The 24,381-nt window shown below is 62.3% G+C and carries 19 protein-coding genes and 1 pseudogene; 8 read left to right on the forward strand and 12 right to left on the reverse strand.

The genetic code is table 11. The features are described from left to right. The first annotated feature begins 130 nt into the window (after nucleotides 1-130). The 8 genes and pseudogenes from SBP01_RS19490 to SBP01_RS19525 form a co-directional block, all read left to right on the forward strand. Nucleotides 131-1,108 carry a glycosyltransferase family A protein gene (locus tag SBP01_RS19490; protein WP_320536989.1) on the forward strand — a complete coding sequence of 326 codons (978 nt, stop codon included), beginning with the start codon at nucleotides 131-133 and terminating at the stop codon, nucleotides 1,106-1,108. After that, complete coding sequence (locus SBP01_RS19495; RefSeq protein WP_320536990.1) at nucleotides 1,098-2,012, forward strand: DUF6492 family protein; 915 nt, start codon at nucleotides 1,098-1,100, stop codon at nucleotides 2,010-2,012. The genes SBP01_RS19490 and SBP01_RS19495 overlap by 11 nt, the downstream gene beginning before the upstream one ends. Next, on the forward strand, nucleotides 2,009-3,280 hold the full coding sequence (locus SBP01_RS19500; RefSeq protein WP_320536991.1) for a glycosyltransferase family 1 protein: 1,272 nt from the start codon (nucleotides 2,009-2,011) through the stop codon (nucleotides 3,278-3,280). The genes SBP01_RS19495 and SBP01_RS19500 overlap by 4 nt, the downstream gene beginning before the upstream one ends. Nucleotides 3,281-3,375: 95 nt before the next feature. Continuing rightward, the gene (locus tag SBP01_RS19505) at nucleotides 3,376-4,710 is read left to right on the forward strand and encodes an O-antigen ligase family protein (RefSeq protein ID WP_320536992.1); all 1,335 of its coding nucleotides are present in this window, start codon (nucleotides 3,376-3,378) and stop codon (nucleotides 4,708-4,710) included. After that, the gene (locus tag SBP01_RS19510) at nucleotides 4,698-5,534 is read left to right on the forward strand and encodes a chain-length determining protein (RefSeq protein ID WP_320536993.1); all 837 of its coding nucleotides are present in this window, start codon (nucleotides 4,698-4,700) and stop codon (nucleotides 5,532-5,534) included. Before SBP01_RS19505 ends, SBP01_RS19510 begins: the two co-directional genes overlap by 13 nt. After that, entirely contained in the window at nucleotides 5,531-6,811 is a 1,281-nt protein-coding gene (gene epsE, locus SBP01_RS19515; protein WP_320536994.1) for an exopolysaccharide biosynthesis GT4 family glycosyltransferase EpsE, read from the forward strand. Before SBP01_RS19510 ends, epsE begins: the two co-directional genes overlap by 4 nt. 121 nt (nucleotides 6,812-6,932) lie before the next feature. After that, the gene (locus SBP01_RS19520; RefSeq protein WP_320536995.1) at nucleotides 6,933-8,210 is read left to right on the forward strand and encodes a hypothetical protein; all 1,278 of its coding nucleotides are present in this window, start codon (nucleotides 6,933-6,935) and stop codon (nucleotides 8,208-8,210) included. A gap of 128 nt (nucleotides 8,211-8,338) precedes the next feature. After that, nucleotides 8,339-8,984 (forward strand): annotated as a pseudogene (locus tag SBP01_RS19525) (helix-turn-helix domain-containing protein); the annotation flags it as partial. 48 nt (nucleotides 8,985-9,032) lie between these two features. Here the strand turns inward: SBP01_RS19525 and SBP01_RS19530 are convergent. From SBP01_RS19530 to SBP01_RS19580, 12 genes are all read right to left on the reverse strand, one after another. Continuing rightward, nucleotides 9,033-10,445 (reverse strand): glycosyltransferase family 4 protein, encoded by a 1,413-nt coding sequence (locus SBP01_RS19530; protein WP_320536996.1) that lies wholly within the window; start codon nucleotides 10,443-10,445, stop codon nucleotides 9,033-9,035. A gap of 79 nt (nucleotides 10,446-10,524) precedes the next feature. Continuing rightward, a complete protein-coding gene (locus SBP01_RS19535) occupies nucleotides 10,525-11,937 on the reverse strand; it encodes a glycosyltransferase family 39 protein (RefSeq protein ID WP_320536997.1) in 1,413 nt (470 codons plus the stop codon). 29 nt (nucleotides 11,938-11,966) lie between these two features. After that, nucleotides 11,967-12,761, reverse strand: a complete 795-nt coding sequence (locus SBP01_RS19835; protein ID WP_414004248.1) for a glycosyltransferase — start codon at nucleotides 12,759-12,761, stop codon at nucleotides 11,967-11,969. Nucleotides 12,762-12,782: 21 nt separating this feature from the next. After that, nucleotides 12,783-14,417: a WecB/TagA/CpsF family glycosyltransferase gene (locus tag SBP01_RS19540; protein WP_320536998.1), complete on the reverse strand. Its 1,635-nt coding sequence runs from the start codon at nucleotides 14,415-14,417 to the stop codon at nucleotides 12,783-12,785. Between the two features lie 678 nt (nucleotides 14,418-15,095). After that, the gene (locus SBP01_RS19545) at nucleotides 15,096-16,397 is read right to left on the reverse strand and encodes a M18 family aminopeptidase (RefSeq protein WP_320536999.1); all 1,302 of its coding nucleotides are present in this window, start codon (nucleotides 16,395-16,397) and stop codon (nucleotides 15,096-15,098) included. A 50-nt stretch (nucleotides 16,398-16,447) separates the two neighbouring features. Beyond that, nucleotides 16,448-17,353: an intradiol ring-cleavage dioxygenase gene (locus SBP01_RS19550; protein ID WP_320537000.1), complete on the reverse strand. Its 906-nt coding sequence runs from the start codon at nucleotides 17,351-17,353 to the stop codon at nucleotides 16,448-16,450. A 62-nt stretch (nucleotides 17,354-17,415) separates the two neighbouring features. Next, nucleotides 17,416-18,105 carry a response regulator transcription factor gene (locus tag SBP01_RS19555; protein ID WP_320537001.1) on the reverse strand — a complete coding sequence of 230 codons (690 nt, stop codon included), beginning with the start codon at nucleotides 18,103-18,105 and terminating at the stop codon, nucleotides 17,416-17,418. Beyond that, complete coding sequence (locus tag SBP01_RS19560) at nucleotides 18,102-19,445, reverse strand: sensor histidine kinase (protein ID WP_320537002.1); 1,344 nt, start codon at nucleotides 19,443-19,445, stop codon at nucleotides 18,102-18,104. Before SBP01_RS19560 ends, SBP01_RS19555 begins: the two co-directional genes overlap by 4 nt. Before the next feature lie 17 nt (nucleotides 19,446-19,462). Next, nucleotides 19,463-20,359, reverse strand: coding sequence for an ABC transporter permease subunit (locus SBP01_RS19565; RefSeq protein WP_320537003.1), 897 nt, complete (start codon nucleotides 20,357-20,359; stop codon nucleotides 19,463-19,465). A 3-nt stretch (nucleotides 20,360-20,362) separates the two neighbouring features. Beyond that, nucleotides 20,363-21,310: an ABC transporter ATP-binding protein gene (locus SBP01_RS19570; RefSeq protein WP_320537004.1), complete on the reverse strand. Its 948-nt coding sequence runs from the start codon at nucleotides 21,308-21,310 to the stop codon at nucleotides 20,363-20,365. Nucleotides 21,311-21,477: 167 nt separating this feature from the next. Next, complete coding sequence (locus tag SBP01_RS19575; protein ID WP_320537005.1) at nucleotides 21,478-22,974, reverse strand: bifunctional phosphatase PAP2/diacylglycerol kinase family protein; 1,497 nt, start codon at nucleotides 22,972-22,974, stop codon at nucleotides 21,478-21,480. 9 nt (nucleotides 22,975-22,983) lie between these two features. Next, on the reverse strand, nucleotides 22,984-24,201 hold the full coding sequence (locus tag SBP01_RS19580) for an MFS transporter (protein WP_320537006.1): 1,218 nt from the start codon (nucleotides 24,199-24,201) through the stop codon (nucleotides 22,984-22,986). Between the last annotated feature and the right edge of the window lie 180 nt (nucleotides 24,202-24,381).

Genomic DNA, 24,381 nt, shown 5'->3' on the forward strand with positions numbered 1-24,381 from the left:
ACGACTAATCCGCTGACAGAGAAAGTCCAAGGCCGTGTTTAGGCGGATCCGGCAAGGCAAAGGCGATCGCACCCCGGAAGTCCTGGTGGTGGTCCCGTGCTACAACTATGGTCGCTACCTGGAGGCCTGCGTGGACAGTCTCGTATCGCAGGAAGGCGTGTCCGTTCGCGTCCACATCCTCGATGATGCCTCGACAGATGGCAGTGAGTTGGTGGCGCAAGCGATCGCTGAACGTGAACCGCGCGTCCAGGTCACTCTGCATGCCACCAACCGCGGCCATATCGCCACATACAACGAAGGCCTGCGAGCGGTCGATTCAGACTATGTGGTACTGCTCTCGGCTGATGATTTGCTGGCACCGGGTGCGCTGGCCCGCGCAACATCCCTGATGGACGCATTCCCTTACGTTGGCCTGGTTTACGGCCATCCTCAGGCGTTCGAGAGGGAACCCGCACCCGAGCAAGGCCGGCTTAGGAACTGGTCGGTGTGGCCAGGAGAAAGCTGGATCGCTGCCCAATGCCGGCGGGGGCTGAATATTATCAGTAGTCCTGAAGCCGTAGTCCGTACCTCTGTCCAGCACCAGGTGGGCTACTACGATCCTGGGCTCCCTCATTCCGGAGACTTGGAAATGTGGCTTCGCATCGCGGATGTGGCAGGAGTGGGAAGGGTGAACGGGGTGGATCAGGCTTACCACCGCGTCCACTCCAGCAGCATGATGGCGGTCAGCTACGGCACGGTGCTGGCCGATATAGAAGAGCGCGTCAAGGCCTACGACTCTTTCTTTGCTGGAAGTGCGCTCGATGAAGCGCGGATAAATCAATTGAGGGCTGTCGCCAACCGTCGGATGGCGGAGGAAGCACTTGAGTGGTCGGCGGCATCGTGCCGGATCGATGCAGTTTCAACTGCCGAAATCGATAGAGCCGTCTCCTTTGCCCTCAGGCTCCATCCGGCGGTTGCCTGGTCGCCTGCCTACATGGACTACCAAAGCAGTGCTGGGTTCGCCGTCGGCCCTAATTTGAGCACCACTTGGGCGGCTCGGCGGGGGTCCATCCAACGTAGTTTAGGACCTCGCCTCCGGTGGCATCTGTGGAGGAGATATGGAATCTGAAATGCACGACTTCGCCGTGATCACTCCCAGCTATGCTCCGGATAGCGAACTCTGCCGTGACCTGAATCGCTCTGTCCTCCGGTGGACTCCGCCCGACGTCCGACACCACATCATCGTGCCCCGGCAGGACCTTCCGGTATTTCGCATGCTCGCCAATGACCGGACGATCATCCACGACGACAGGGAGTTCCTTCCCCCCACCATCCGCAGACTGCCGCACGTGAATATGTGGGTTAATACGCGGCAGCCTTGGCTTCCCGTGCGAGGCTGGATCACGCAGCAGCTGGTCAAGCTCGCCGCCGCAGCGAATTTGGAGGCGGACGCTGTACTGCTCATGGATTCGGACATGGTTCTGGTGGCTCCCACTGACTTGTCTTCATTCCAGCAAGACGGAAAGCTTGCGATGTATCGAAAACCCGGCGCCGTTCATTCTGGCCTTCCCCGTCACCGGCAATGGCTAGAGACTTCTCACGCTCTGCTGGGTTTGGAACAGCCGGGGCCTGAAGACCTCACTGACTACATCTGCTGGCCGTGCGTATGGGACCCGGGAATAGTAAGGTCCCTGCTCCGTCGGGTGGAGAGCACCCAACAGGTCCCCTGGCAGACCGCATTGACTTCGCAACTCCACTTCTCCGAAATGATGCTTTACGGCGCCTATGTTGACGGCGTCCTTGGCGGGCCGCAGGCAACGGCATCATCGATGAACAGTGTTGCCTACTCGGCAGAAATGCCGCTAGGACTCAAAGAGATCAGCGAACTGCTTATGAGGGCCCATGGAGTTCAGTCCGTGATGATTTCAGCAAAATCCGGGATTCCCTACCATGTCCGGGCCACGGCCTTGCAGGAATTCGCTGACACTTTGTCCGGCGCAGGACCCAAGGACAAAGTCGGAGGTGCCCCATGACGATGATCGGGAACCGCGCCGGCGCCCTTTGGCGGACAATAATCACTCGTGGCCCGTCGGGCGTCACCACGGCAGTCGCCCGGCGATTGGTGGGAAAAATCAACGGGTACGTGGACCTCGCTGCCGCTGAATTGCCGGTACGTCCCGAGGATTTGGCGGATTCGAGTACCTTGTCCCAACTGACGCCGAGTTCAACATCAAGTAGGAAATTACAGATCGGGTGGGTTTGTGCGCCACCATCAGCCGGTTCTGGCGGGCACACCACCTTGTTTCGGATGGTGGAAGAGGCCGAACAACGAGGTCACAACTGTACGTTGTTTCTCTACGACAAGAACTCCGACGATGTGAGCCGGCACGAAGCCGTCATTCGACAACATTGGAAGAACCTAAAGGCAACTATCTGCAGTGCTACCAGCGGCATGGCCGGAATGGACGCCATCGTGTCCAGTTCATGGGGCGCCGCTCATGTGGTGGCCTCCCGCGCGCCTGCCACTGCCAACAGGTTCTACTTTATCCAGGACTTCGAGCCATATTTCTACCCACGAGGGGCACTTTACGCCTTCGCGGAGGACACCTATCGGTTCGGCTTCACCAACATTGCCCTAGGCAACATGATTGCTGCCAGGCTTCGGGCGGAGATCAAAATTGACCCCGATGTCGTCGTGCCTTTTGGTTGTGACGATGTCCAATACACCCTGCTGCCCCGGAATTCGGAGGATGCGCCCCGTTCAGGAGTGGTTTTCTACGCCAAACGCATGGTTGACCGCCGGGGATACTTGCTCGCCCGGCTCGCGCTCGAAAAGTTCCACAAACAACACCCGGAGCACGAGATTCACGTAGTGGGCGACAGGGTCTCCAACTGGTCGATTCCGATCACCAACCACGGCTCCGTAACGTCAACCGACCTCAACGTCCTCTACAACAGGACGATCGCCAGTTTGGTGCTGTCATTCACCAACATCAGCCTTATCCCAGAGGAGGTGATGGCAGCGGGAAACGTCCCGGTCGTGAATGATCACGAGTTTTCCCGTGCCGTGCTTTCGTCCCCACACGTGATTTGGGCGAAACCAACCCCTGATGCGATTGCCCGGGCCTTGTCGGCTGCCGTTACAGCACCGGATATCGAAGGACGCGCCAGCCTGCTGGGTGCGCGGGGCGCCCGTGGATGGACTGCCACGGCCGCGCTGGTAACCGACACTATCGAGTCCGTCTGCGCCAATCGGGCCGCCAGCCCGCCGGAAGACCGCGTTTTGGAGGCACAACAATGAGCACGGACGCCACGTGCCAGTCAGTTCGCGGACGCCATTCCGGCTCACCCGACGCCAGCCAGGTCAGCACAGGGGTTCCCTTCATTATCCGGGCCATGGCTGTTTGCATCTTCGTCTTTCCATCCTCGATGGTGTTCAAACCCATTGGTGCGGCCGGAACTGTTCCGATGATCCTGGCCGTCATTGTCTGCGGACTATGGGTGTGCAGCGGCATTTTTGGTCTGCATAATCCCCTTGAAGCGAGGCACCCGGGCCGACTGGCAGTGGGCATTCTCTTCCTGGCCACGAGCGCTTCCTACGTTGCCCTCTACGCCGGCATCACGGGTGGGAGCACGGAAATCGCCCGCGCTTCCGGGGACCGTTGGATGATTTTGCTTCTGGCAAGCTCAGGCATCATCATTGCGCTCGGTGAGGTTGTTCGCACTCTGGATGATGCAATGGTCCTTGTCCGGGCATTGTTGGCGGGGGCTAGTTTCTGCTGCCTGGTTGCGGTGGTTCAGTTCTTCTTCAGGATTAATCCCATGGAGTGGTTCCAAGTCGCCATGCCCGGATTTGATTACAACGGAGGTGACACACCATTTCAATCCCGTGGCGCTCTGTTGCGAGTTGCGGGGAGCACGTTCCACTCCATCGAACTCGCCGTCGTTTCAGCGATGCTTCTGCCTCTGTCAATCTGGCGGGTTATCTACGATCGACGCGGGAGCATCCTTCTCCGGCTACTCAGCCCGTCCCTCTTGGTCTTCGCGATAGCGTCGACGGTTTCCCGTTCAGGGATACTCGGGCTCTTGACCGGTCTAGTCATCTTCATCCCCCTACTTCCCCGGACGCCCCGGCTGTGGGCGCTGATGGCAGCTCCTCTTGCACTGGCAGCTCTCTTTCTCGGCGTGCCAGGCTTGGTAAGCACGCTAACGGGCACAGTGGCGTCGTCGGATTCCGACCCGTCCATCACCACAAGGACCAACAACTTCCCACGGGTGGAAGCGATGGTTTCAGACCGTCCTTGGCTGGGGCTTGGACCCGGAAATTACATCGCTGATTCAGCAATCCATATCCTCGACAACCAATACCTCAATGCAGCCGTGACCCAGGGATTAGTGGGCTTGGCAGCCATAATGGTCTACCTCATCCTGCCTGGCGTGAGCACCTTAACTGCTGCACACGCAACCCGTGATCCACAGCTTAGGTCGCTTGCCGGGGCCATAGGGGCCGGAGCCATGGTGGCGGGTGTCTGTTCACTGACCTTCGATTCAATGTCGTTCCCTGTCTTCGCCCTCACTTACCCCGTCTTCGTGGGACTCGGAGGTGCTGTATGGCTGATGATCAGGAATGGGATGGATGCATCCCAAAAGCACGCAAAGTTTCTTTCCAAACCCGGTCCGCGCCTAGGAGCTGGCCGACCACCCGAAGGAGGAGGCCCGTGGACCCGATAGCAGTTCTCCGGACCGTATGGCTGCACAGGATTGTTGCGCTCCCGATCATCGTGCTGACAGTCCTGGCAGCCGTCTACGTCTATCAGTTTGCGCCCCGTTCCTACGAGTCTTCGTCGACGTACGCCATGATCAATCCGGACATACCATCCGAGCATGATGTTCTTAAGAACCCCCAACTGGGGAACCTCAATCCCAAGAACCCTTATCTCCGTTCATCAGATCCCTCCCTAATCGTTCAGGTGCTCCTGACAAAGTTGAATGACAGCTCGACTGCCGGCTTATTGACCTCCCAAGGCTTGAGCGACGAATACACGGTCAGCCGGGGCGTCGGCGGTATCAATGGCTTCCTGGTGGACATCACTGGGGAGGGCGAAACACCCGCTAAATCCATCGCCACAACTCAGGCGCTGGGGCAGATCTTGCAGGACTACCTTTACGACGCTCAAAAGGTCAATGGCGCCGATGATGCTTATCTCTTCTCGTCCCTCGTTGTGGCAACTCCGGTTAAGGCCACGGAGCAGTTTTCGAGCCGGCTCCGGGCACTGATCGTAGTCTTCCTGGCAGGTGTCGTCATGATGTTCGGTGCCGTATCAATTGCCCGTTCAATGGCCGTAAACAAGGACCGACGGAAGCTCTTGACGGATGAACCAGATCGACCCAGCAAACGACGGCGGGGACAAAAGGTGGCCACGTACAGGGAAGACGGGGCACGATCGCCGGACCTCACGTTGCCGGCGCTGAACTTGGATCGAGAACCCATATCGGACGAATCTAAAGACCTAGAGGTACCTCAAAACCACCGCATGGCCAAGGTTGAACTATGACAGAGAAAGCAAGGGATCCTCTCCGTATTGGGTATGTCGTCCCTGAATTCCCAGGGCAGACGCACGGGTTTTTTTGGCGTGAAGTTGCTGTCCTCAATCAACTGCGCATCCAGCCGGACGTCGTGTCGACCCGGCGCCCTCGTCAGGATGCCATAAACCAGGAATGGGGCGGGGAGGCCGAACCGTTAACCACCTACCTCGTGCCTTCGTCACTGCCGGATTTTGTAGCCATGGCGCGGGAGCTGCGGTCGCCAGGCAGCCTCCGCATGGCAGAAATCATCCGGGCTGCTTTAGAGATGTCAGGGAAGAATCCCGGCCAGGTTCTGCACCCCCGGTTCATCCGCAATATGGCCCGACAGATGGCGTGGCTGGCCCTCGGCGCCCGGCTTTCGGGTGTTGCGCGGGAGCGCGGTTGGCATCATGTCCACGTCCATTCCTGCGGCAACGCCGCAAGCATTGCTTTGTACGCGCATCTTTTGTCCGGACTCCCCTATAGCCTGACGCTGCATGGACCCCTTAGTGATTACGGCCCTAACCAGTCAACCAAATGGGCCAACGCCGCTTTCTCGATAGTTATCACCGACGAGTTGAACCGCGAGGTTAAGCGGTTCTTCGGACCGGATATCCCTGTGCGCGTTGCAGTTGCCCCAATGGGAGTTGACGCCAGCCAATTCTGCAGGACAACCACCTATAGAGCATGGACAGGTGTGGGAGCCTTTCGTGTCTTCTCGTGCGGGCGTCTCAATCCCAGCAAGGGACATGACGTACTTCTCACAGCGATCGCTACGATGCTCCAAGGTGGGATCGACATCGAACTTACAATCGCCGGGGAGGATGAGCTCGGCGGGGGTGGATACCATCGCAAACTTCAGCGACTGATTGACGACAACGGGCTCGAACACCATGTGCGCCTCCTCGGCGCCGTGCCGTCCGGACGAATACGGCAAGAACTAGAGCGTTGCCATGCCTTCGCCCTCGCGAGCCATTCCGAGCCGCTCGGAGTTGCCATCATGGAGGCGATGAGCATGGCAGTTCCAGTAGTGGCAACTGCTGCCGGCGGCGTTCCGGAGCTTGTACCTGACGGTACGGGGGTGCTTGTTCGCCCCGGCGATCCGACGGCACTCGCAAGTGCTCTCCTAAAGCTGGCCTTGGACCCTGATAAGTGCTCGGCCCTCGGTGTCGCCGGGCGTGAGCGGGCACGCACGACTTTCGGGCACCACCGGAGCGCAGAGGTGCTGGCGCAGTTGGTCCGCTCAGAATTGACTTCCAGCGCATAAGAGTCCGCCGACTGGGTCCAGGCGGGCCATCCCTCGCGTTTCGATCCTGTTTTACAAATACGAAGACTTGTCGAGTCCGAAATATCAGCAGGGAGACAATATGCACGCACACGCCCCGCGAATGACCGCCACCAAACGGCAGCCATCCGGGAACATAGTAAAGTCGGCCATCTTCGCCCTGGTGCTGTCGACGACGCTTAGCGCCTGCCATGCCCTCGATGTGGGTTCCGTGGACGGCTCCAACAATTCCGTAGCCGCGCTACCAAGGATTCCTTGGGAAGGGGGACCGGCCTACTTCAACCGGTTTCCCAAAGCGGCTGCGACCGGCTGGAACAACCCTTCGTTTTTTCCGATCGCCGTCTTTATGGGCAAACCCGAGCATGCTCCGCAGTTGAAGGCGATGGGCATTAACACCTACATGGGCGCTGAACATGACGGCTCGGCACTGTCGACAATCACCCGAAACGGAATTTTCGTCCTCGCCCAAAGCGAATGGTCCCCAGCTGAGGTTGGAGATGACGGCCGCGCAGTGGGGTGGTTCGTCTCCGACGAATGCGACATCGGTCTCGGCTGCTCTGGTTCAGACGCCGCCGCCAACCTGGCCGACCAGAAGGCAAAGGTGGCCAAAATCCGGGCCCTTAATGACGGGCGTTTCACCATGGCCAACTACTCCAACGGTGTCTTGGACACCTATTGGGCGCAGGGGTCCATGGCAGGGCTGATTGAAGCAGTCGACGTTGCCAGCGTCGACAAATACGCGTACACCAGCCCGTTTGTGGACGACCAGATAGTTCATTCGTCGCATTGGCCGCAGGGTGCAAAGCCCGCAACCTCCGCAGCGTACGGATGGTTAGTGGAACGCATGCGGGCCTACCAGGCTCCCGCTGGAAACCATCCGAATTGGGTTTTCGTCGAGTCGGCGATGCCGCTCCTGCTGGATGAAGGCTCATTGACTATCTCCGTGGAACAGTTGGAGGGGGCCGCTTGGTCTGCCATCATTCACGAGGCGAGGGGCTTGGCTTACTTCCAGCACAACAACGGCACGTCCTGCGGTTTCTACTCCCTGGTGGAATGCGACGCCGAACGGCTCAGCAAGATTCGGGCCATCAACAAAAGCATCACGGATCTCGCGCCAGTCATTAACACCCAGTCTTTTCGGCACAGCTTTAACACCACCACGGATACCATGCTCAAGACTTATGAGGGCTCAGCGTACATCTTCGCTGGCATCGGTTTAGGGCAGGTCCCCGGCGTCAAGTCCTTCAAGCTTCCGGTGGGGATCACCGGTGCAAATGTGGAAGTAGTTGGTGAAGCCCGGACCCTTCCTGTTGTTAACGGCGCCTTTACCGACACCTTCTCCAGTGAGTTCTCTCATCACACTTACAAGGTGGCCATGTAGGTGCCGGCTAGCTAGTTGTATTGTCCACGGACGTTAGGAACGCTCGGCGTGAATAGGTGACAAAGAAGACCTCCGAGTGGAGTGGGGCTTGTCTAGAGTCCGATCCACAAGGAGGTCTTCAATGTCCCATGAACGCGCTCCTCACGCCCAAGGGCAGGCTCCGGCTGGCCCAGCGCGTGGTCGATGACGGGTGGCGGCTTCGCCGCGCGGTTGAACGATTCCAGGTGTCGGTCGCGACCGCCTCACGCTGGGCCGCCCGTTATCGGGCCCCTGGTGAAGACGGGATGCAGGACCGTTCCAGGCGCCCACTTAGTCCCCCGCAACGGGCCTCCCGGCGGCGGGAACGACGGATCATCGCGATCCGGATCGCCAGTGGGGACCCGCCAGAATCGGTTACCTCCTAGGTATCCAGCCCTCCACGGTGCACCGGGTCCTGTCCAGAATCGGTCCGGACTGGCCCGGCTCACGTGGCTCGACCGTGCCACGCAGGGTAATCCGCTGCTACGAACACCGAAACCCCCACGACCCGGTCCATGTGGACATCAAGAAACTCGGGCGGATCCCCGACGGCGACGGACATCGGAGCATCGGCAGGGCCGCCGGAACCAAAACACGACCGCCACGGAAGCTAACCGGAGACCGGGCTACGCCTTCCTGCACAAGGCAGTCGATGACCAGTCCCGCCTCGCCTACACCGAAATCCTCTCCGATAAGAAGAAGGAAACCGCCGCCGGTTTCTGGGAACACGCCAACGCCTACTTCGAATCCTGCGGCGGTGCTGCCGAACCTGGCGAGGCGCAAGCTTTTACCTCGCACCCGCGCTCACAAGTCCCCTAGATCGATTAATTGACCCGCTGCGGCCGTCTTCAGCACAAAAGCGTGCCGCCGAAGGCACAGATCACCGTCGAACCTCTCAGCAGCCCGCGACTTTATGCTTCGTCCGGACAAATCCCAGGTGTTGTCCCGGGTAAAGGAGATCATCGCCGCCGCAAGTTCCTCCTGATTGCTCTGACGGCGGAACCTGGCCGCCGTCATGCTCTCCCAATCCACTCGCAATGGATTGCCCAGCGGGTTCGAGACGAGCAGACCCCAATCGGGGCGTCCGGCTAACTGTTCGCGGGCGCCCCCCACGTCGCTCATAATCACCGGGACGCCAGCTGTTAGCGACTCCATCGAGGAGAGCGCCCACCCTTCGAAAAAGGAATCCAGGACAAATCCGTCGGCTGCCGAGAGCAGAACGCCAGGATGTGGGGTGTGATCGCGCAGATGCAGTCTGGCGCCATGCCGCATTTTGCCCTTGAGTCTCGCCACCTGACCGGCATAGGCGATGTCGTCCGGTCGTCCGGAAATGAGGAGGTGCGCCCCCGGTACCGCCTCGGCAACCTCGGAGAACGCGCTTGCCAGACCATAGGTATTCTTTTGCACGCAATGCCTTGATAGCGAGACGAAAAGATACTCGTCGCCCAGTCCCAGCAGCCTACGCGCATCCTGCCTGGGTATCCTTTGCTGGTGTTGAGCGATGATGCCATTTGGAATGGTAACGATGGTCTCTGGGTCGCATTTATCGTCGATTGACAGGTACTGCTGGCGGACCATCTCGCTCACGCTGACTAGACCAGTCAGCTTCTCCCGCCGTCCGGCAACCTCAGAGGCGGCAACGTTGAATTGGTTGTGCATTCCATGGAGCGTTTCGATGGTCGGAACTGAACATGCCACCGCCGCCTCAAGAACCCACTCGGGTGCGCCGTGAACGCTCAGTACGTCGGGGGCCCAGTTGCGGATCCAGGTTTCGCAGTTTTCCTTCTCGAGATCGACGACTTCGACTCCCTCGTCTCGAAGAAGTCGCCCGAGCCGTCCCGGCGGGCTTAATCTATCAGTTGGCGTGTGCAGGACAGCGACGCGAAATCCAAACTTAGGTAAGCCGCGGGCCAAAAATCCTACGACCTCGTCCATCCCGCCAGCATCAAGAGATTCGGTTGCGAGCAGGCAACGAATGTCAGTGGCTTTATCATCAAGCCGATGCGGCCCGATGGCGATGGGGCCGGCCTCGTCGTACTGTGGTTTAGGCCAACTAAGCGGATCTATGTTCGGCCCCTGTAAAAGTGGCCGGGACCAGTCCTCTATGGAATCAAGGTCGATGGTGATTGATCCACCCATGACCTCGCGCACCCGCCGTTTCACCCAACTAGGCAAGTGGTCGGAGTTCCGCTGGGCGAGCAGGAATATCCGTGCCATCAGCACGTGCCAGGCCGTATGCCAGAACCTAGTCCTCATAAGAATCCTCCGACTCCGCGAACGTCAGTGGGTACACTGGTCAATCGCATCTGCCTGCCAGCGTTAGCCGTGCAATGGCAAAGTCTGATTCCCAAGAGTCCCTTCGGCAAAACCCGACGGGCAACGGCCGCTCGCTAATGATCTCGTCCAACACCCATAGTCGCTCATAGTTCTTGAGTCGCTCCGCCTGCTGTTCCAGGGGCACCTGTTGGTCGACGAATTTGCCCTCGAGTTGGGCTGTCCGTTCGACCAGCGGTTCTGGCAGATGGTGGTCGTTCAAGTGATACTTGACTGTTAGCGCCAAAAATCCTGGATCTACCAAGGCGTCGCCAGGCCGGCTCTGGTCAATAATGACCGAAGTCAACACTTGCGGTGCCCACACGTGTCCGTTTGGGGCGCGTGCACTGACCTGGCCAGGCAAGGCAAGGACCATAAGACAAGCTACGGTCAGGAGCACGGGGATCCTTAGTTTCGGAAGATCAAGCATCCTGCTGATCAAGAGGGCCGCCGGTAAAATCATCGCTGGAAGCGTCCAGAACACGTACCTGGCTGAATAAACGGGTGTGACGGTGACAGATGCGATCCACAACAAAAATGGCGGACCCGCCCACCACGAGATAAACAGCGCAACCTCCGCGGGGCCCGTGCTCCGACCCCTCTGGAGCCACCTGTATGCCGCAAGTCCAACGCATGCGGCTAAAGCGATTGGTACGTACCAAATTGCCTTGCTCTGACCTACAAGCTCGCGCAATGCTTCGAGTGGTGTGACCACGCTAAGCCATGAAACCTGCTTGATCTGTCCTATAACCAGGACGGCGGCAACGAGGCTTGGTAACGCGCCACCAACGGCCAGGAGCGCCAACTCCCTTTTTCTGGTCACGAGGGCATACACTAACTGCACCCCGGCGGCCATAGCAGCAAATAAATGGGTGATGGGCAGCAACACCATCAATATGAGGTATATGGCTATAAGTCTCCGGGAACGGCGTTCTGCGAGGGTGATAAAAGCCCAAGTTGCAAATGTGGCTATTGCCAACGACCAGGAATATGGCCGGACTTCTTGGGAAAACCTCACCCACGAATAGGCGCTGACCAGAAGCAGGGCGGCGATCCACGCCGTCCGGGCACCGAACATTTGCCTGGCTAGACCGGCCGTGGCGGTTACTGCCAAAGCACCGCCGACGGCCGAAGGAAGCCTCAACCACCATAATGAGTCAGAAACCTCCATCCAGATATGCATCACAGCGTAGTAGGGGCCAAAATTCCTGTCTTGATTCCCCAAAAGCCGCACTAAGTCCGGCCATTCGAGCCTTGCAGCCCACCAGGTTGCTGCTTCGTCAAAGCCGATGCCAGGCGTCCCTACGCAGATTAACGCTGCGCCCAGGGAAAGTGTGAGCACAATGACGAGTTGCCACTTGTCCAATTTCGAGGAATTGGTTGGCAGCTTTGACATACGAGTGTCATTCGCGGTGGTTACCATTGTCATCGTCTCCCAAAGACACCAGGCTGCGATCGGAGTCCCGAGGAAGCTGGTTGGCGGCTCGTAAAATCCGTGCCCCACCCGGAGGAGACGAATGATATTCCGCGGCCGACAAGAGCGAATGCCGCATATATTGCCGCATCCCGGGCAGATCCTAGGCCCCGAATGGTCATCACCAGCTGTTTAACGGTTGTCGATGTTGCACCTCCGGACTGTTCCGCATTACCGCGATAAGTCCTCCCCAAGGTTGCTAACAAAGCCCTCGAATTTCGAGGTGTTCTCACTCTGACGGGGTGGCCGTCCACAATCTGTTTTTCATGGCCGATGAACAGACGGTCAATCAACAAGTCATCATTAATAATTTCCGGAAAACTGCCTAACCTTTCATGGCCTCTTTGGTTCACCGCATAAATGCCTGCGCCCCACATTGCAGACCGTGTTCCCAGCATCTTGTCCCGTGCCCGATAATAGGCCTCAACTGACTTCGTTGCGCCGGCTGTGTCGTATGTAAATGTGGGACGCGCACACAATGGCCCATAGGGCTCGGATAACCGTTCAAGAGTCTGACGGAGCGATACGGAGGGCAAGTCCACATCGGCGTCGAGGTAGACCCGAGGCCATTTCGATGCAATATCATCTCCAGCATTAAGGGCGGCCACCTTGGATGCAACCGGCAAACTTAGGACCTGGACTCCCGGAAAAGTCGCCGCAATGGCGGCTGTATCATCCGTGCAGCAATTACAGACAACTATGACTTCTACTCGTCCGCTCGACAGCGCTTCCGCCAGGGAACTCAACGTCCGTCCGATAACGGCGGCCTAGTTATGCGCCGGAATAATGACTGAACCTAGTGGAAAAGGTGAACTGGCCAGTTCCGTCGCCGTGACAACACTTCTGGATGCACGCGGCAGCTTGACCCACCCGGCTTTCCAGCAAGCTGCCTTCAGCGACTCTCGTTCCTTCGACCACCGAAGAAACGCCCCGAGAATTACTGCCAGCCTGAAGGCACGGGCGTAACCGAGTGAATGGAACTTTTGGATGTAGCGGATCCGGTTGATGGTCATCAACGCGTTGAGGGCGGCAGAGGAGCCCGAGCCTCCACCCCGATGGTGCATCCGCGACGATGGCTCGAACCACACATCCCAGCCGCCCTGCCGTACCCTGCGGAAGTAGTCGGTTTCCTCTGAGTAAAGGAAGTACTGCTCATCCCAGTCCCCCAGAGATTCAAGGACGTCGCGCCGGATTAACAACGCCGCTCCTGTGGCCCAGCCGACCCTGTGCGCGTGGCGGTAGCTGTCGGGATCGTAGTCGGTTTCCGCGAGCCACTCCGGCCGGCCCGTCAGACGACCGCCCATGGCCGCATCCCCCACGGCCCGAAGGACCGTAGGCTCCCGGCGGAGCGAAGGATAAGTGGCTCCGTTGGGACCAGACAACAACGGCACTACCACTCCGGCGGACGAAACAGCCATTCGCTCCCGCAGTGCCCTGATGGAGCCAGGCTCAGTACGCAGGTCCGGGTTTAGGATGAGGTAGGAATCAGCTGTTCCGGCTCGTTTGACGGCCTGATTGATTCCCCCCGCGTAGCCCAGGTTTCCGCCCGTAGAGAAGCCGAGAACGTCCGCTTCAGACAACAGACAATCCAAGGTCTCCGACGTGGGCGAGTTGTCAGCGACCACAACCTTGATGGACTGATCAGCGGTTTGAAGCCGTAGGTCCGCAATAAGACCCGGCAGATCCTCCCAACTGTTGTAGGTAACCACAATGACCGCCACGTCGGTGTGCTCGATGGGGTTGCAGAAGCGGCCATTCCTTCCCGAAACAAAGTCGAGGCTGGCTCCGGGCAACGATCTTTTTGCCGGCAGATTCTTTTGCCCCGTGGTTGTTGGCGGGTCCTGATCACTGTATCTACGCAGTGTCATGTAGGCCGGAGCACCCTCAACCAGGTATCTCCCGGCGAGCCGACGGGGTTCGAGGGCCAGCCGCCATACCCATTCCGCGCCAAGTTCGGTCACAACCTTTGGTGCGCGTGCACGGCTGCCCGCCAAGAAATCGACCACGGCACCGAATGCCAGCAGGACGTTGGCACCGGTGGCAATCCCATGCTTCCTAATCCACAGCTCCTGCGTGGGTTTTCCCAGGCAGACAAGAAGAACATCGACTCCGGCCGCGGCGATCTCAGCAGCAATAGCCCGCGATTGTGTCCCATCATTCAGGGCAGTGCGGTCCGGGGCCCACCAGCCGGAAACCAGGAGGGCCGGCCGGTCTTTGGCAAATCTTGCCCGAATGAGTTTGTGGGTTTCCCCTCTGCCGCCAAGGATGCCGAGGCGTAGGCCGCGCTGTTCCACCTCGTTCAGGATGGGCTCAATCAGGTCACTTCCAGCGAGCCGCGGCCACTGCCGGCCGGTCAATTGCTCGGCGCGTGTGACAAGAGGCGCCCCGTCGAGAAGGGTCAACCACTCCAAAGGTGATTGATCCTCTTCAAGGGCCCCCTGCCAGCGGCTTCCTCGGCCGAAATGCCGGATGTGGTCGAGATTCGCTGACGCAACCGCCAACGGTCGGCTAGCTGTGGTCCTGGCGCGGTCCATGATTGTGTCCAAGGCTTGCTTGCTATCCATGAGGCAGACGTGCGCACCACCCAAAGTGACCCACTCGGATGTCGGCTCTGGCCGGGCTGCGGAGGCGGGTCTCTTGAATCGGGTCCGAGTATCGGGCCGAGCGAAGCCAGGAGCATGAGAAAGGCCGCGGAGGGTGCCGGTGGACGTCATGACGCCGTGGAATTCAGAAGAGATGCGGCGGGCAAAGGCCAGGTATGGAACAAATTACGTGCAGACTTCATTTCGGCTCCATCAGTCGCGGCACAACCACGCAGCGGCAAGATCCGGGGTCTGCACTCCCCTGCCCTGCCAGCGGCACCGGTTTCCCGGCACCTGACTGTCGCGTTCAGTTAGGTGTTACCGGTGTCCTGCGGGTGGCGAGACTGTCGGGTCTTTCCTCATGCGGACCGGAACCACGGACCGCATGCCCACGGGGCATCCGTTGGGTCAACCGTAGGCATGACGCTGCGCATCCACTACCGGGACGGCAGGACTATGTGGGTATCCGCACCAGCTTTGTGGTGCCCGGCCGAAAAGCTAAGCCGCAGTCCGGAAGAAAAGCTCCGTGACAACAGCCAGCCGGTGGGGGTCTTCCACGCCGCAGAGCTCGCGGGCGGAGTGCATCGAAAGCAGGGGCACGCCGACGTCGACCGTCCGGATCCCCAGGCGCGTTGCGGTCAGCGGCCCGATGGTGGAGCCGCACGGCATCACGTTGTTGGAGACAAATTCCTGGTACGGCACGTTCGCCTCACCACAGAGCCGAGCCCACAAGGCCGCGCCCGGCGCATCGGTGGCGTAGCGCTGGTTGGCGTTGATCTTCAGCAGCGGGCCGCCGTTCAGGACGGGGTGGTTGGCCGGATCGTGCCGTTCGGGATAGTTGGGGTGAACGGCGTGGCCGGCGTCCGCGGAAACACAGAACGACGCCGACAACGCCTGCCGCCGCTGGCTCACCGTGGCGCCGAGGCTGTCGGAGACGCGTACGAGCACGTCCTCGAGGATGGGACCGCAGGCCCCGGAGCGTGAATTGGAGCCGATTTCCTCGTGGTCGAACGCCGCCAGGACGGCGACGGGCCCACCGGCAGAAGGAGAAGCAGCGCGCGCGATCAGCGCCGCCAGCCCCGCATGCGTGGCGGAAAGGTTGTCCAGCCGCCCGGACGCGAAGAACTCACTGTTGGCCCCGAAAACCGCCGCCGCCTGTGTGTCCGCGATGACGACGTCGTACCCGCCGATCTCCGCCGCGTTCACCGAAGCCCCCGCCACATGGGACGCCAGAACACCCAGCAGGTCAAAATCGGCAGGACTTCCCAGCCCCCAGACGGGGTTCATGTGCCGCTGCTTGTCCAGCGTCAGGCCGTCGTTCACCGCGCGGTCCAGGTGGATGGCCAGCTGCGGGAACCGGAGCAGCGGGCCGGTGGCCGTGAGGTGCTGGGTGCCATCGAGCATGACCAGCCGCCCCGCCAGCTGCAGCTCACGGTCCAGCCACGAGTTCAGGAGCGGGCCGCCGTACACTTCCACACCGGCCTGCAGCCAGCCGAACGAACCCGTGGTGGGCTTGGGCTTCAGCTTGAACGACGGCGAATCCGTATGCGCGCCCAGGATGTTGAAGCCGGTGGTGGGCCCCGCGCTCTCGGGCACCACCCACGCAATCAGGGCACCGTCGCGGACCAGGTAGAAGGCCCCCGCGCCGCCGCCCCACGGCTCCCGCTCGTCCAGTCCGGTGAACCCTGCCTCGTCCAGCCGGCGCGCGGCCTCGTGGACGGCGTGGAAGCTCGACGGCGACGCGCTGACGTACGCGGCGAGGTCCTGGATGTGGTCTGCGGCGGCGGAAGGTGAAGGCATGGTTTCGAGTCTAACGCCGCACCCACGGGCGGTCCCCGCGCCCCGCACACCTACAACGTGACGTTCAGGCCGGCCGTGTAGCCCGTGGCCGCTGAGCCGGTCATCGTTGCCAGCTGGTAGATGGCGCCGTCGTCCCGGAAGACGCTGTCATTCTGCAGGGTGGTCCGTTTTATGTTCGCCACGCTGGACTCGTAGCCCGGCGTGGCGTAGACGTCGTCGCAGGCGGCCTTGGTCAGGGCGATCTGGGAGACCGCCAGCACCTGCCCGGCCGCCGTCGCATTGCTCATGGACTCGAAAACTTCAAAGTGGATGTGCGGCCAGCGTCCCGAATAGGCGCCGGGGAAGATGGAGTTGAACGTGACCTGGCCGTTCGCGTCCGCCTCCTGGACGCCGCGGAGGTAGTTTTCGTTGGACAGGCCCGAATCGTAGAGCGAGTACCGTCCTTCCCGGTCGCAGTGCCAGGCGTAGACGGCGGCCCCGGCAAACGGTACGCAGCCGTTGGCGTTGTCCAGCAGGGTCAGCGTGAAGGTCAGCGGCACACCCTCTGCCTTCGCGCTGCCGGTCCCGAAACTCGAGGTGATGTCCTGCCGCACCACCCCCGACGCAGCCAGGACGTTGGGCCCGTTCGAGCCGTCACCCGGGAACGGACCCGCGGTCTCCGCCGGAATCTCCACGCCGCACTCGGCGATCGCCCGGGTGAGCGTCGGAGAAGCGGAGGGCGACGCCGTCGTGCCGGCTGCAGCGGAGGACGCGGCACCTCCTGTGGCGGCCGACGTCGGGGTGCCCGCCGCACTGCCCGATCCGCTGCTGCCCGATCCGCCCGGAGTGCATGCTGCCAGTGCCGCTGCCGCGCCGCCCGCGCCAAACAACATGCCCAGGGAACGGCGGCTCATGAGGGTGGAGAGATCGAACTCGAGGCCGCGATCGTGGTTGGGATGGGGAACGTGATTGCTCATGCCTCAATCCAACCCGGCGCGCCTGTCGGCTGCATAGGGTGTGGCTGTGCCGGAGCTGTGCGTCAGTAGTCCGGGTTGGACGGGACCACGAGGCCGGTTTCATACGCGTAGACCACGGCCTGGACCCGGTCGCGCAGGTGGAGTTTGGTGAGGATCCGGCGCACATGGGTTTTCACAGTGGCTTCGGACAGGAAATACCGGTGCGCGATCTCGGCATTGGAGAGGCCTTCCGCCATGGCTTCGAGCATCTCGGTTTCGCGGGGAGTCAGGTCTTCCAGTAGCGGATCGCGCTGGGTCGAGGCGGCCGGCCGCCCAGCGCCGCGGACATACGTTTCAAGGAGCCGCTGCGTGACCCGGGGCGCCACCACGGCGTCCCCGCTGGCCACCACCCGGACGGCCTGGATGAGTTCCGACGGCGCCACGTCCTTGAGCAGGAACGCGGAGGCCCCCGCCTGGAGGCCGGCGAACGCGTATTCGTCCACGTCAAAAGTGGTGAGGATGATGACCCGCGCCGCGGCGCCGGCTGCCGTGATGGCGCGGGTTGCTTCGATGCCGTCCAGCACCGGCATCCGCACGTCCATCAGCACCACGTCGGGCTTCAGTTCCCGCACCTGCCGCACCGCCTCTGCTCCGTCGGACGCTTCGCCCACAATCCTGAGGTCTTCCTCGCCCTCCAGGATCAGGCGGAAGCCCATCCTCAACAGCGGCTGGTCATCCACCAGCAGGACGGTGATCGGTGGTGTCGGAGTCATGCTCTGCCTTGCAGTTGGGGGACAGGGTCCCGATCGGGAAGGTCCTCGTCGGGCGAGCTGAGCACAGCCCGGACCCGCCAGCCCCGGGCGGTGGGGCCGGCCTCCACGGTGCCGCCGTAGATCCGGGCCCGTTCGGCCATCCCCAGCAGGCCCTGCCCCGAACCCAGCGCCTGGGCGGGTCCTGGTGCGCCGGGCTCGGCCGCGGCCGGGCCGGGAAGTTCCTTGCCGTCGTCGAGCACTTCAATGGTGACCAACGAGCCGGCGCGGAGAATGCTCACGTCCACCCGGCTGTGGCCGCGGCTGTAACGCAGGACGTTGGTGAGGGATTCCTGCACGATCCGGTAGACAGTCAACTGGAAGGACGGATCCCGGGGGAGGGACGGTCCGCTATGCGAATAGTGCAACGGCAGTCCGGCAGTGCGGAACCCTTCCAACAATTTGGCGAGTCCTTCACCGGAGTCAAGGGGCGCCCGCGGTGCGAGGGCTCCGTTGTGATCCCTCAGCACACCCAGGACGCGGCGCATGTCCGCCAACGCTGTCCGGCCGGTACGCGACACCTCGCCCAGCACCTCGGAGGCACGTTCCGGGCTCTTCCGGGCCACCACTGCCGCGCCGTCGGACAGACTGATCATCACGGTCAGGGAGTGGGCCACGACGTCGTGCATTTCCCGGGCGATGCGGTTGCGCTCATTGACTGAGGCCAGGCTGGCCGTACGCGATGCCCACGCAGCGACCTCCAGCTCATGTTCGCGGCGTTGCCGCACCGAGATGCCAATCCCGGTGGCAATGACGTTGGACAGGGCAATGGTGGCTCCGGTGGCAATGCTGGTCAGGAGGTGGAAATCCCCCGGATTGCCGGCGGTATGAACGAAGGAATTCTCCATGGGGCCCACGGCGGCCAAAAGATACAGGAGGGCAAGCGGGGCCGTGGCCGCGGTCATGGCCACCAGGGCGAACCGGCGGGTGTGCACCACCGCAACGGCGTAGAGGGAGAACCACAGCCCGGCGGAGACGTTCGAGCCCCACGGGTGCAGCAGGGTCACCGCCACTTCCGTCACCGCAACGAACGCTGCCAGGGCAACCGGGTAGGAGCGTCGCAGGAAGAGCGCGCACGCCACGGCAGCGAGGAGCACCGCGGCGAGCCACGAACCCTTCAGGATGGCATCCACCACGGTGGGGGCAACCAGCACCGTGTACGTGGCCACCACCACCGCGTCCATAACGCGAGGATGGAGGTACAGGTACCGCCGGATCCGGCCGCGCCGCCTGGCCGTGATTTCGGCGAAGGACGCCTGGGCCTGTCCGGCCCAGGCGTCCTTCACCGCTGCGGCTTCATTCATGCTCGGAGCCCAGGCTGTCAGACGTCGCGTTTCTTGAGGACGACGGCGGCGAGCACCACCGGGATCACCACCCAGGCGCCGAGGACCAGTGCTGCCTGCCAGGCTTCAAGGGTGTCCGGCAGGTGGTTCACGGCCGTCATCGGCTCCACGGTGTTACCGGGAAGGTATTTGCGGGCCTGCACGAAGAAATCGCCCGGGATCAGCTGGAAGGCAATGGGGGCCACGAAGAACAGGCCCACCAGGCTCATGATGCCGCCCGCAGAATTCCTCAGCAGGGACCCCAGCGCCATGCCAATCGCGGCGACGGCCGCCACGTAGACGCTGTTGACCAGCAGCATCTTCACCGACTGCGAGCTGGCCAGGTCCAGGTCCAGCTTGTAGTTGTCCAGGATCGGCACGGCCACAAGGCCCGCGATGAACACGGAGATGGCGGTCACCGCAAACGCTGTCACCATCACCACCAGCAGCTTGGCCACGAAGGCCGGAGTCCGCCGGGGCACGGCCGCGAATGTTGAACGTGCCATCCCGGTGGTGAATTCCGAGCTCATCAGCAGGACGCCGAGGGAGCCCAGGATGAGTTGTGCGAAGGCAATGCCGGACGTCGGCACACCGATGGCCAGGTTGCCGCCCTGGGCGGCAAAGGAAGCCGCCGCCTCGGGGTCCTTGAGGGCCTGCTCGGCGAAGGAGCCCGTGCCCCAGGCGGACAGCGCGCCGAAGCCCACCACCACCAACACGGTGCTGGCGAGCAGGATCAGGGTGGAAAGGAGTGTCCGGAACTTGATGAACTCCGAGTTGAGCACACGGGGAAACGAGGGGCCGGGACCCGTGCTGGTGGCGTCGCCGGAGAGGGGCCCGGCGGGCGCAGCATGTGCGCCACGGCGGGACGGGTTGGGGTCGAGGGTGGTGGAGCTCATGGCTTAGTTGCCTCCGGACTGGGCGGGAGCCTCGGCGGCGCCCGCGGTAATCAGCGAGTGGTATTCGACTTCATCCTTGGTCAGCTCCATGTAGGCCTCCTCGAGGCTTGCCTGCAGCGGCGTGAGTTCGTAGATCATGGTGTGGCTGTCGAGGGCGGCGCGGGCGATCTGGCGCGGGTCGAGGCCGCTGACCTCAAGCAGCTCGTTGTCCTGCAGTTCCACGGAGACGCCGTCGCCGGCCAACAGGCGCATCAGCTGGTCCGGCTGGTCGGTGCGGACGCGGGTGCGGGCGCTGCCCTTGCCGTTGATGATGTCCTTGATCGGGGCATCGGCGATGATCCTGCCGCGGCCAATCACGATCAGGTGATCCGCCGTCACTGCCATCTCACTCATCAGGTGGCTGGAGAGGAACACGGTGCGCCCCTCTGAGGCCAGGTACTTGACCAGGTTGCGGACCCAGACAACGCCCTCGGGGTCCAGGCCGTTGACCGGTTCATCAAGGATGATGGTCTGCGGGTTGCCGAGCAGTGCAGCGGCAATACCCAAACGCTGTCCCATGCCCAGTGAGAAGCCGCCCACCTTCTTCTTGGCCACCTCCACCAGGCCCGTCATTTCAATGACTTCATGAACGCGCTTCTTCGGAATGCCGTGTGTCGCGGCCATGGCCCGGAGGTGGTTGTAGGCGGAGCGGCTGGTGTGAACAGCCTTGGCATCAAGCAGCGCGCCGACGTCCCGCAGCGGGGCGGCGTGCCGGTCGAAGGGTGCCCCGTTGACGGTGACGCTGCCCGACGTCGGCCGGTCCAGGCTCATGATCATGCGCATGGTGGTGGATTTGCCGGCGCCGTTGGGGCCGAGGAACCCGGTGACCCGGCCAGCCTCGACAGTGAAGTTGACTCCGGCGACGGCGGTCTTTTCGCCGTAAACCTTTGTCAGGCCTTGTGCCTCAATCATGGACGGGTTCCTTAGAACGGCAGCCTCTCGGCTGCGGAAGTTTGGTGTGCACTGCCCACGCTACCCACGCCCACGCTCCGTTTCGCCTCTCTAAGGGATGATTCAGGGTCGAATCAGGGTAATCCCCACGGATGATCCGGGGCCGGTTTCACCGGGACGGGCGGGAGTCAGGGCCGCGGCGAATAGTACGTCAGGGCCCGCGGCTCAACGCGGAACCGGGCACTGCGGACGCCTGCCAGCGCTTCACCGTCCACAGCCAGTGCCATCGGCGAACCCGCAGATTCAATCAGAACCTCCGTGGCCTCCCTCAGGTGGGTGATCCGGGAGGTTGCCACGGTTCCCGTGAGAACGGACCACAGCAGCCGCAACCGGGCGAAGGATTCATCAGCGGTGATCATCCGGACGTCCAGTACGCCGTCATCCAGAACGGGCCGGTACAGGGGCGCATGGTCACGGGGATAGTAGCGGCCACGTCCCAGGTACGCGATCCAGACCTTGTGCCGGACCCCGTCCACCATCAGGACGGTGGGTGTTCCCACCGCGAAGGTCCGGAACATAGCCACCACCCCCGCCAACGGCTTGCCAAGGGCCGGCTGCAGCTGTTCACGGCGGCGCACCAGATTCGGGTACAGGCCCACACTGGCGGTGTTCACCATGATGAGTTCGGCCGTTTCCGGGTTTCCTGCCAGCCCGCGTTCCACCGTCACCCTGCCCACATCGGACTCCGCAGCCTCACCGTTTGTGGCGGCCGCAACCGCCTCCTTGAGGCTCCCGGTGCCGGTGTCCCGGGCAAAGTGGTTCAAGGTGCCGCCGGGCAGCACGAGCAGCGGAAGGGAACGCTCGACGGCGGCGGCTGCGGCAGTGCCTACGGTCCCGTCACCGCCCCACACACCGAGTGCCAGGGTGCCGGGGTGCGTTGCGGTGGCCTGAATAGCGTCCTCCAGGCTCTCCTCGGGATCCACGGTCTTTATATACGCTTGTGGGAATACTTCCTGCAGGGCCGCAGCGGTCTCCTCCTTGTAGGACCCGCCGAGCGTGTTCACCACAATGCTCAGGCCCTCACCGCCCGGGAGTCTGGGGGCGTCCGTTTCCGCCCGCGTGACCTGGGGAAACGGCGGCCGCACCGGCCACCACTTTCGGGTGAGCAGGGCAGCACCTGCACCGATCGCGGACCCAAAAACCACATCTGAGGGCCAGTGGGCCCCGGTGTGAACTCGGGAATATGCCACACCCACAGCCGCCGGCGCCAGCGCCGCACCGAGGACCGGCCGGACCAGGCCGGTTCCCACGGCGAAGGCGATGGCTGAGGCGGAGTGACCGGACGGCATGGACGAGCTGGTGGGCTGCGGATGGACAAACCTGAAGACCGGCAGGTGCTCCGGCAACGGCCGGGTGCGGGGCAGCAGGGTCTTGAAACCGGCGTTGGTCACCGCCGATGCCACGGCCTGGGCGATCAGCCCGTGTACGGCTGCGCGGCGGGTCCGGCCGGGGAACAGTGCCATGATCGCGGCTGCACCGATCCAGAGCTTGCCTTGATCCGCGGCGGCGGAGAGCCTGCGGAAGAACGTGTCGTGGGTCCCCCCGGGAAGCGCGGAAACCCTCCGGACCAGACGCCGGTCAAGACGGCTGATGAACCCCGGTCCTGGGCGCCTGTTGGTGTGCATTCCCCTACCCTAATCCCGGGCGGGACTGAGTTCAGGGATCAACGGCTTTGCGGCCCCGGCGAGGACCAGGGCCACCACAATGGGCGCGAGGATGGCCAGCAGGGCGAGGTGGATGCCGGTGAGATCGCCCAGATATCCCAGCAGGGGCGGCCCGGCGAGGAATGCAACGTAACCCAAAGTGGAGACAACGGAAACCCTCGCGGCGGCATGCCTGGGATCATCGGCCGCGGCGGACATTCCCATCGGGAAGGCCAGGGCGGCGCCGACACCCCACAGTGCGGCGCCGATCCCGGCCAGCCACACGTTTCCGGCGAGCACAAACAGGCCGAGTCCTGCAGCTGCCGCGGCCATGCTGGCACGAAGCACTGCGACGCGGCCGTACGCGTCAATCACGCGGCCGCCGAAGAACCGCATGCCTGTCATGGCCAGGACAAACAGGGCGAACATCAGCGCACCGGTGGACTCTGTGGTGCCCAGGCCATCCACTGTGGCCTTGGCGATCCAGTCATTCCCGGCGCCCTCGGTGAGGGTTGCCCCGAGGACCACCACACCTATCAGCAGGGTTCGGCTGTCGCGCCACGGCGAAGGGCCCTTCACGGCCTGGGCTTCGCCTTCGAGGCGGACCGGTTCGGGTTCGTGCGGAAGGAAATAGCGCGGAGTCACCAGTGCCACCACAACCACCACCGCGGCAATGACCAGCAGGTGTTCGGGCAGGCCCACGCCGAGGGTGGACAACCCTGCACCGATCAGGGCGCCCACGAACGCCCCGCCGCTGAAGGCGGCGTGGAACTGGGGCATGATGGTCCGCCGCAGCTTGTGTTCCACGTCGGCACCTTCGATGTTCTGGGAGACGTCCCACAGCCCGATGCCGATGCCGAAGAAGAACAGCGAAATGGCCGTACCCAGGACCGACTCAGCCGACAGGGAGAGAGCGATCCCTACCCCGGCCAGCGCGGCCAGCAATCCGGCGGCGCGCACGGCGTTGGCCGTGCCGATCCTACCCACCACGAGTCCCGCCGTCGGAAGAGCCAGCAGCGACCCGACCGCCGTGCACAGCAGCAGGCTGCCCATCTGGCCGGACGTGAGGTGGAGCGTTTCGGTGACCGCAGGAATCCGGGCCGCCCAGCTGGCAAACACAAAGCCGTTGACTCCGAAGACCACAAACGTTGCCGCGGCAGCTGCTGTGAGGGAGGGGCCGGCCGAGGTACTGGAGATGTCGGTCTTCATGCTCGAATGCTAGCAACCGCCACAAAACCCCAAGCCCGACGCTCTCTCACTTAATGCGCTTAATTGACCGACGCTCTCTCACTTTCTTCAGGAAAGTGAGAGAGCGTCGGTCCGAAAACCGCATTAAGTGAGAGAGCGTCCCGGGGGGCGGGGCCGGGGCGGGCGTTGCGGGCGTCCCTG

The sequence above is a fragment of the Pseudarthrobacter sp. IC2-21 genome, from assembly GCF_034048115.1.
Lineage (GTDB): Bacteria > Actinomycetota > Actinomycetes > Actinomycetales > Micrococcaceae > Arthrobacter > Arthrobacter naphthalenicus.

What these genes read in the sequence shown, in the direction of transcription:
- SBP01_RS19530 (WP_320536996.1), bottom strand. Translation starts at nt 10,445, where the DNA reads ATGGCACGGATATTCCTGCTCGCCCAGCGGAACTCCGACCACTTGCCT.
- SBP01_RS19550 (WP_320537000.1), bottom strand. Translation starts at nt 17,353, where the DNA reads ATGAGCAATCACGTTCCCCATCCCAACCACGATCGCGGCCTCGAGTTC.
- SBP01_RS19505 (WP_320536992.1), top strand. Translation starts at nt 3,376, where the DNA reads ATGGCTGTTTGCATCTTCGTCTTTCCATCCTCGATGGTGTTCAAACCC.
- SBP01_RS19565 (WP_320537003.1), bottom strand. Translation starts at nt 20,359, where the DNA reads ATGAGCTCCACCACCCTCGACCCCAACCCGTCCCGCCGTGGCGCACAT.
- SBP01_RS19545 (WP_320536999.1), bottom strand. Translation starts at nt 16,397, where the DNA reads ATGCCTTCACCTTCCGCCGCCGCAGACCACATCCAGGACCTCGCCGCG.
- SBP01_RS19555 (WP_320537001.1), bottom strand. Translation starts at nt 18,105, where the DNA reads ATGACTCCGACACCACCGATCACCGTCCTGCTGGTGGATGACCAGCCG.
- SBP01_RS19535 (WP_320536997.1), bottom strand. Translation starts at nt 11,937, where the DNA reads ATGTCAAAGCTGCCAACCAATTCCTCGAAATTGGACAAGTGGCAACTC.
- SBP01_RS19580 (WP_320537006.1), bottom strand. Translation starts at nt 24,201, where the DNA reads ATGAAGACCGACATCTCCAGTACCTCGGCCGGCCCCTCCCTCACAGCA.
- SBP01_RS19495 (WP_320536990.1), top strand. Translation starts at nt 1,098, where the DNA reads ATGGAATCTGAAATGCACGACTTCGCCGTGATCACTCCCAGCTATGCT.
- SBP01_RS19560 (WP_320537002.1), bottom strand. Translation starts at nt 19,445, where the DNA reads ATGAATGAAGCCGCAGCGGTGAAGGACGCCTGGGCCGGACAGGCCCAG.
- SBP01_RS19500 (WP_320536991.1), top strand. Translation starts at nt 2,009, where the DNA reads ATGACGATGATCGGGAACCGCGCCGGCGCCCTTTGGCGGACAATAATC.
- SBP01_RS19520 (WP_320536995.1), top strand. Translation starts at nt 6,933, where the DNA reads ATGACCGCCACCAAACGGCAGCCATCCGGGAACATAGTAAAGTCGGCC.
- SBP01_RS19570 (WP_320537004.1), bottom strand. Translation starts at nt 21,310, where the DNA reads ATGATTGAGGCACAAGGCCTGACAAAGGTTTACGGCGAAAAGACCGCC.
- SBP01_RS19575 (WP_320537005.1), bottom strand. Translation starts at nt 22,974, where the DNA reads ATGCACACCAACAGGCGCCCAGGACCGGGGTTCATCAGCCGTCTTGAC.
- epsE (WP_320536994.1), top strand. Translation starts at nt 5,531, where the DNA reads ATGACAGAGAAAGCAAGGGATCCTCTCCGTATTGGGTATGTCGTCCCT.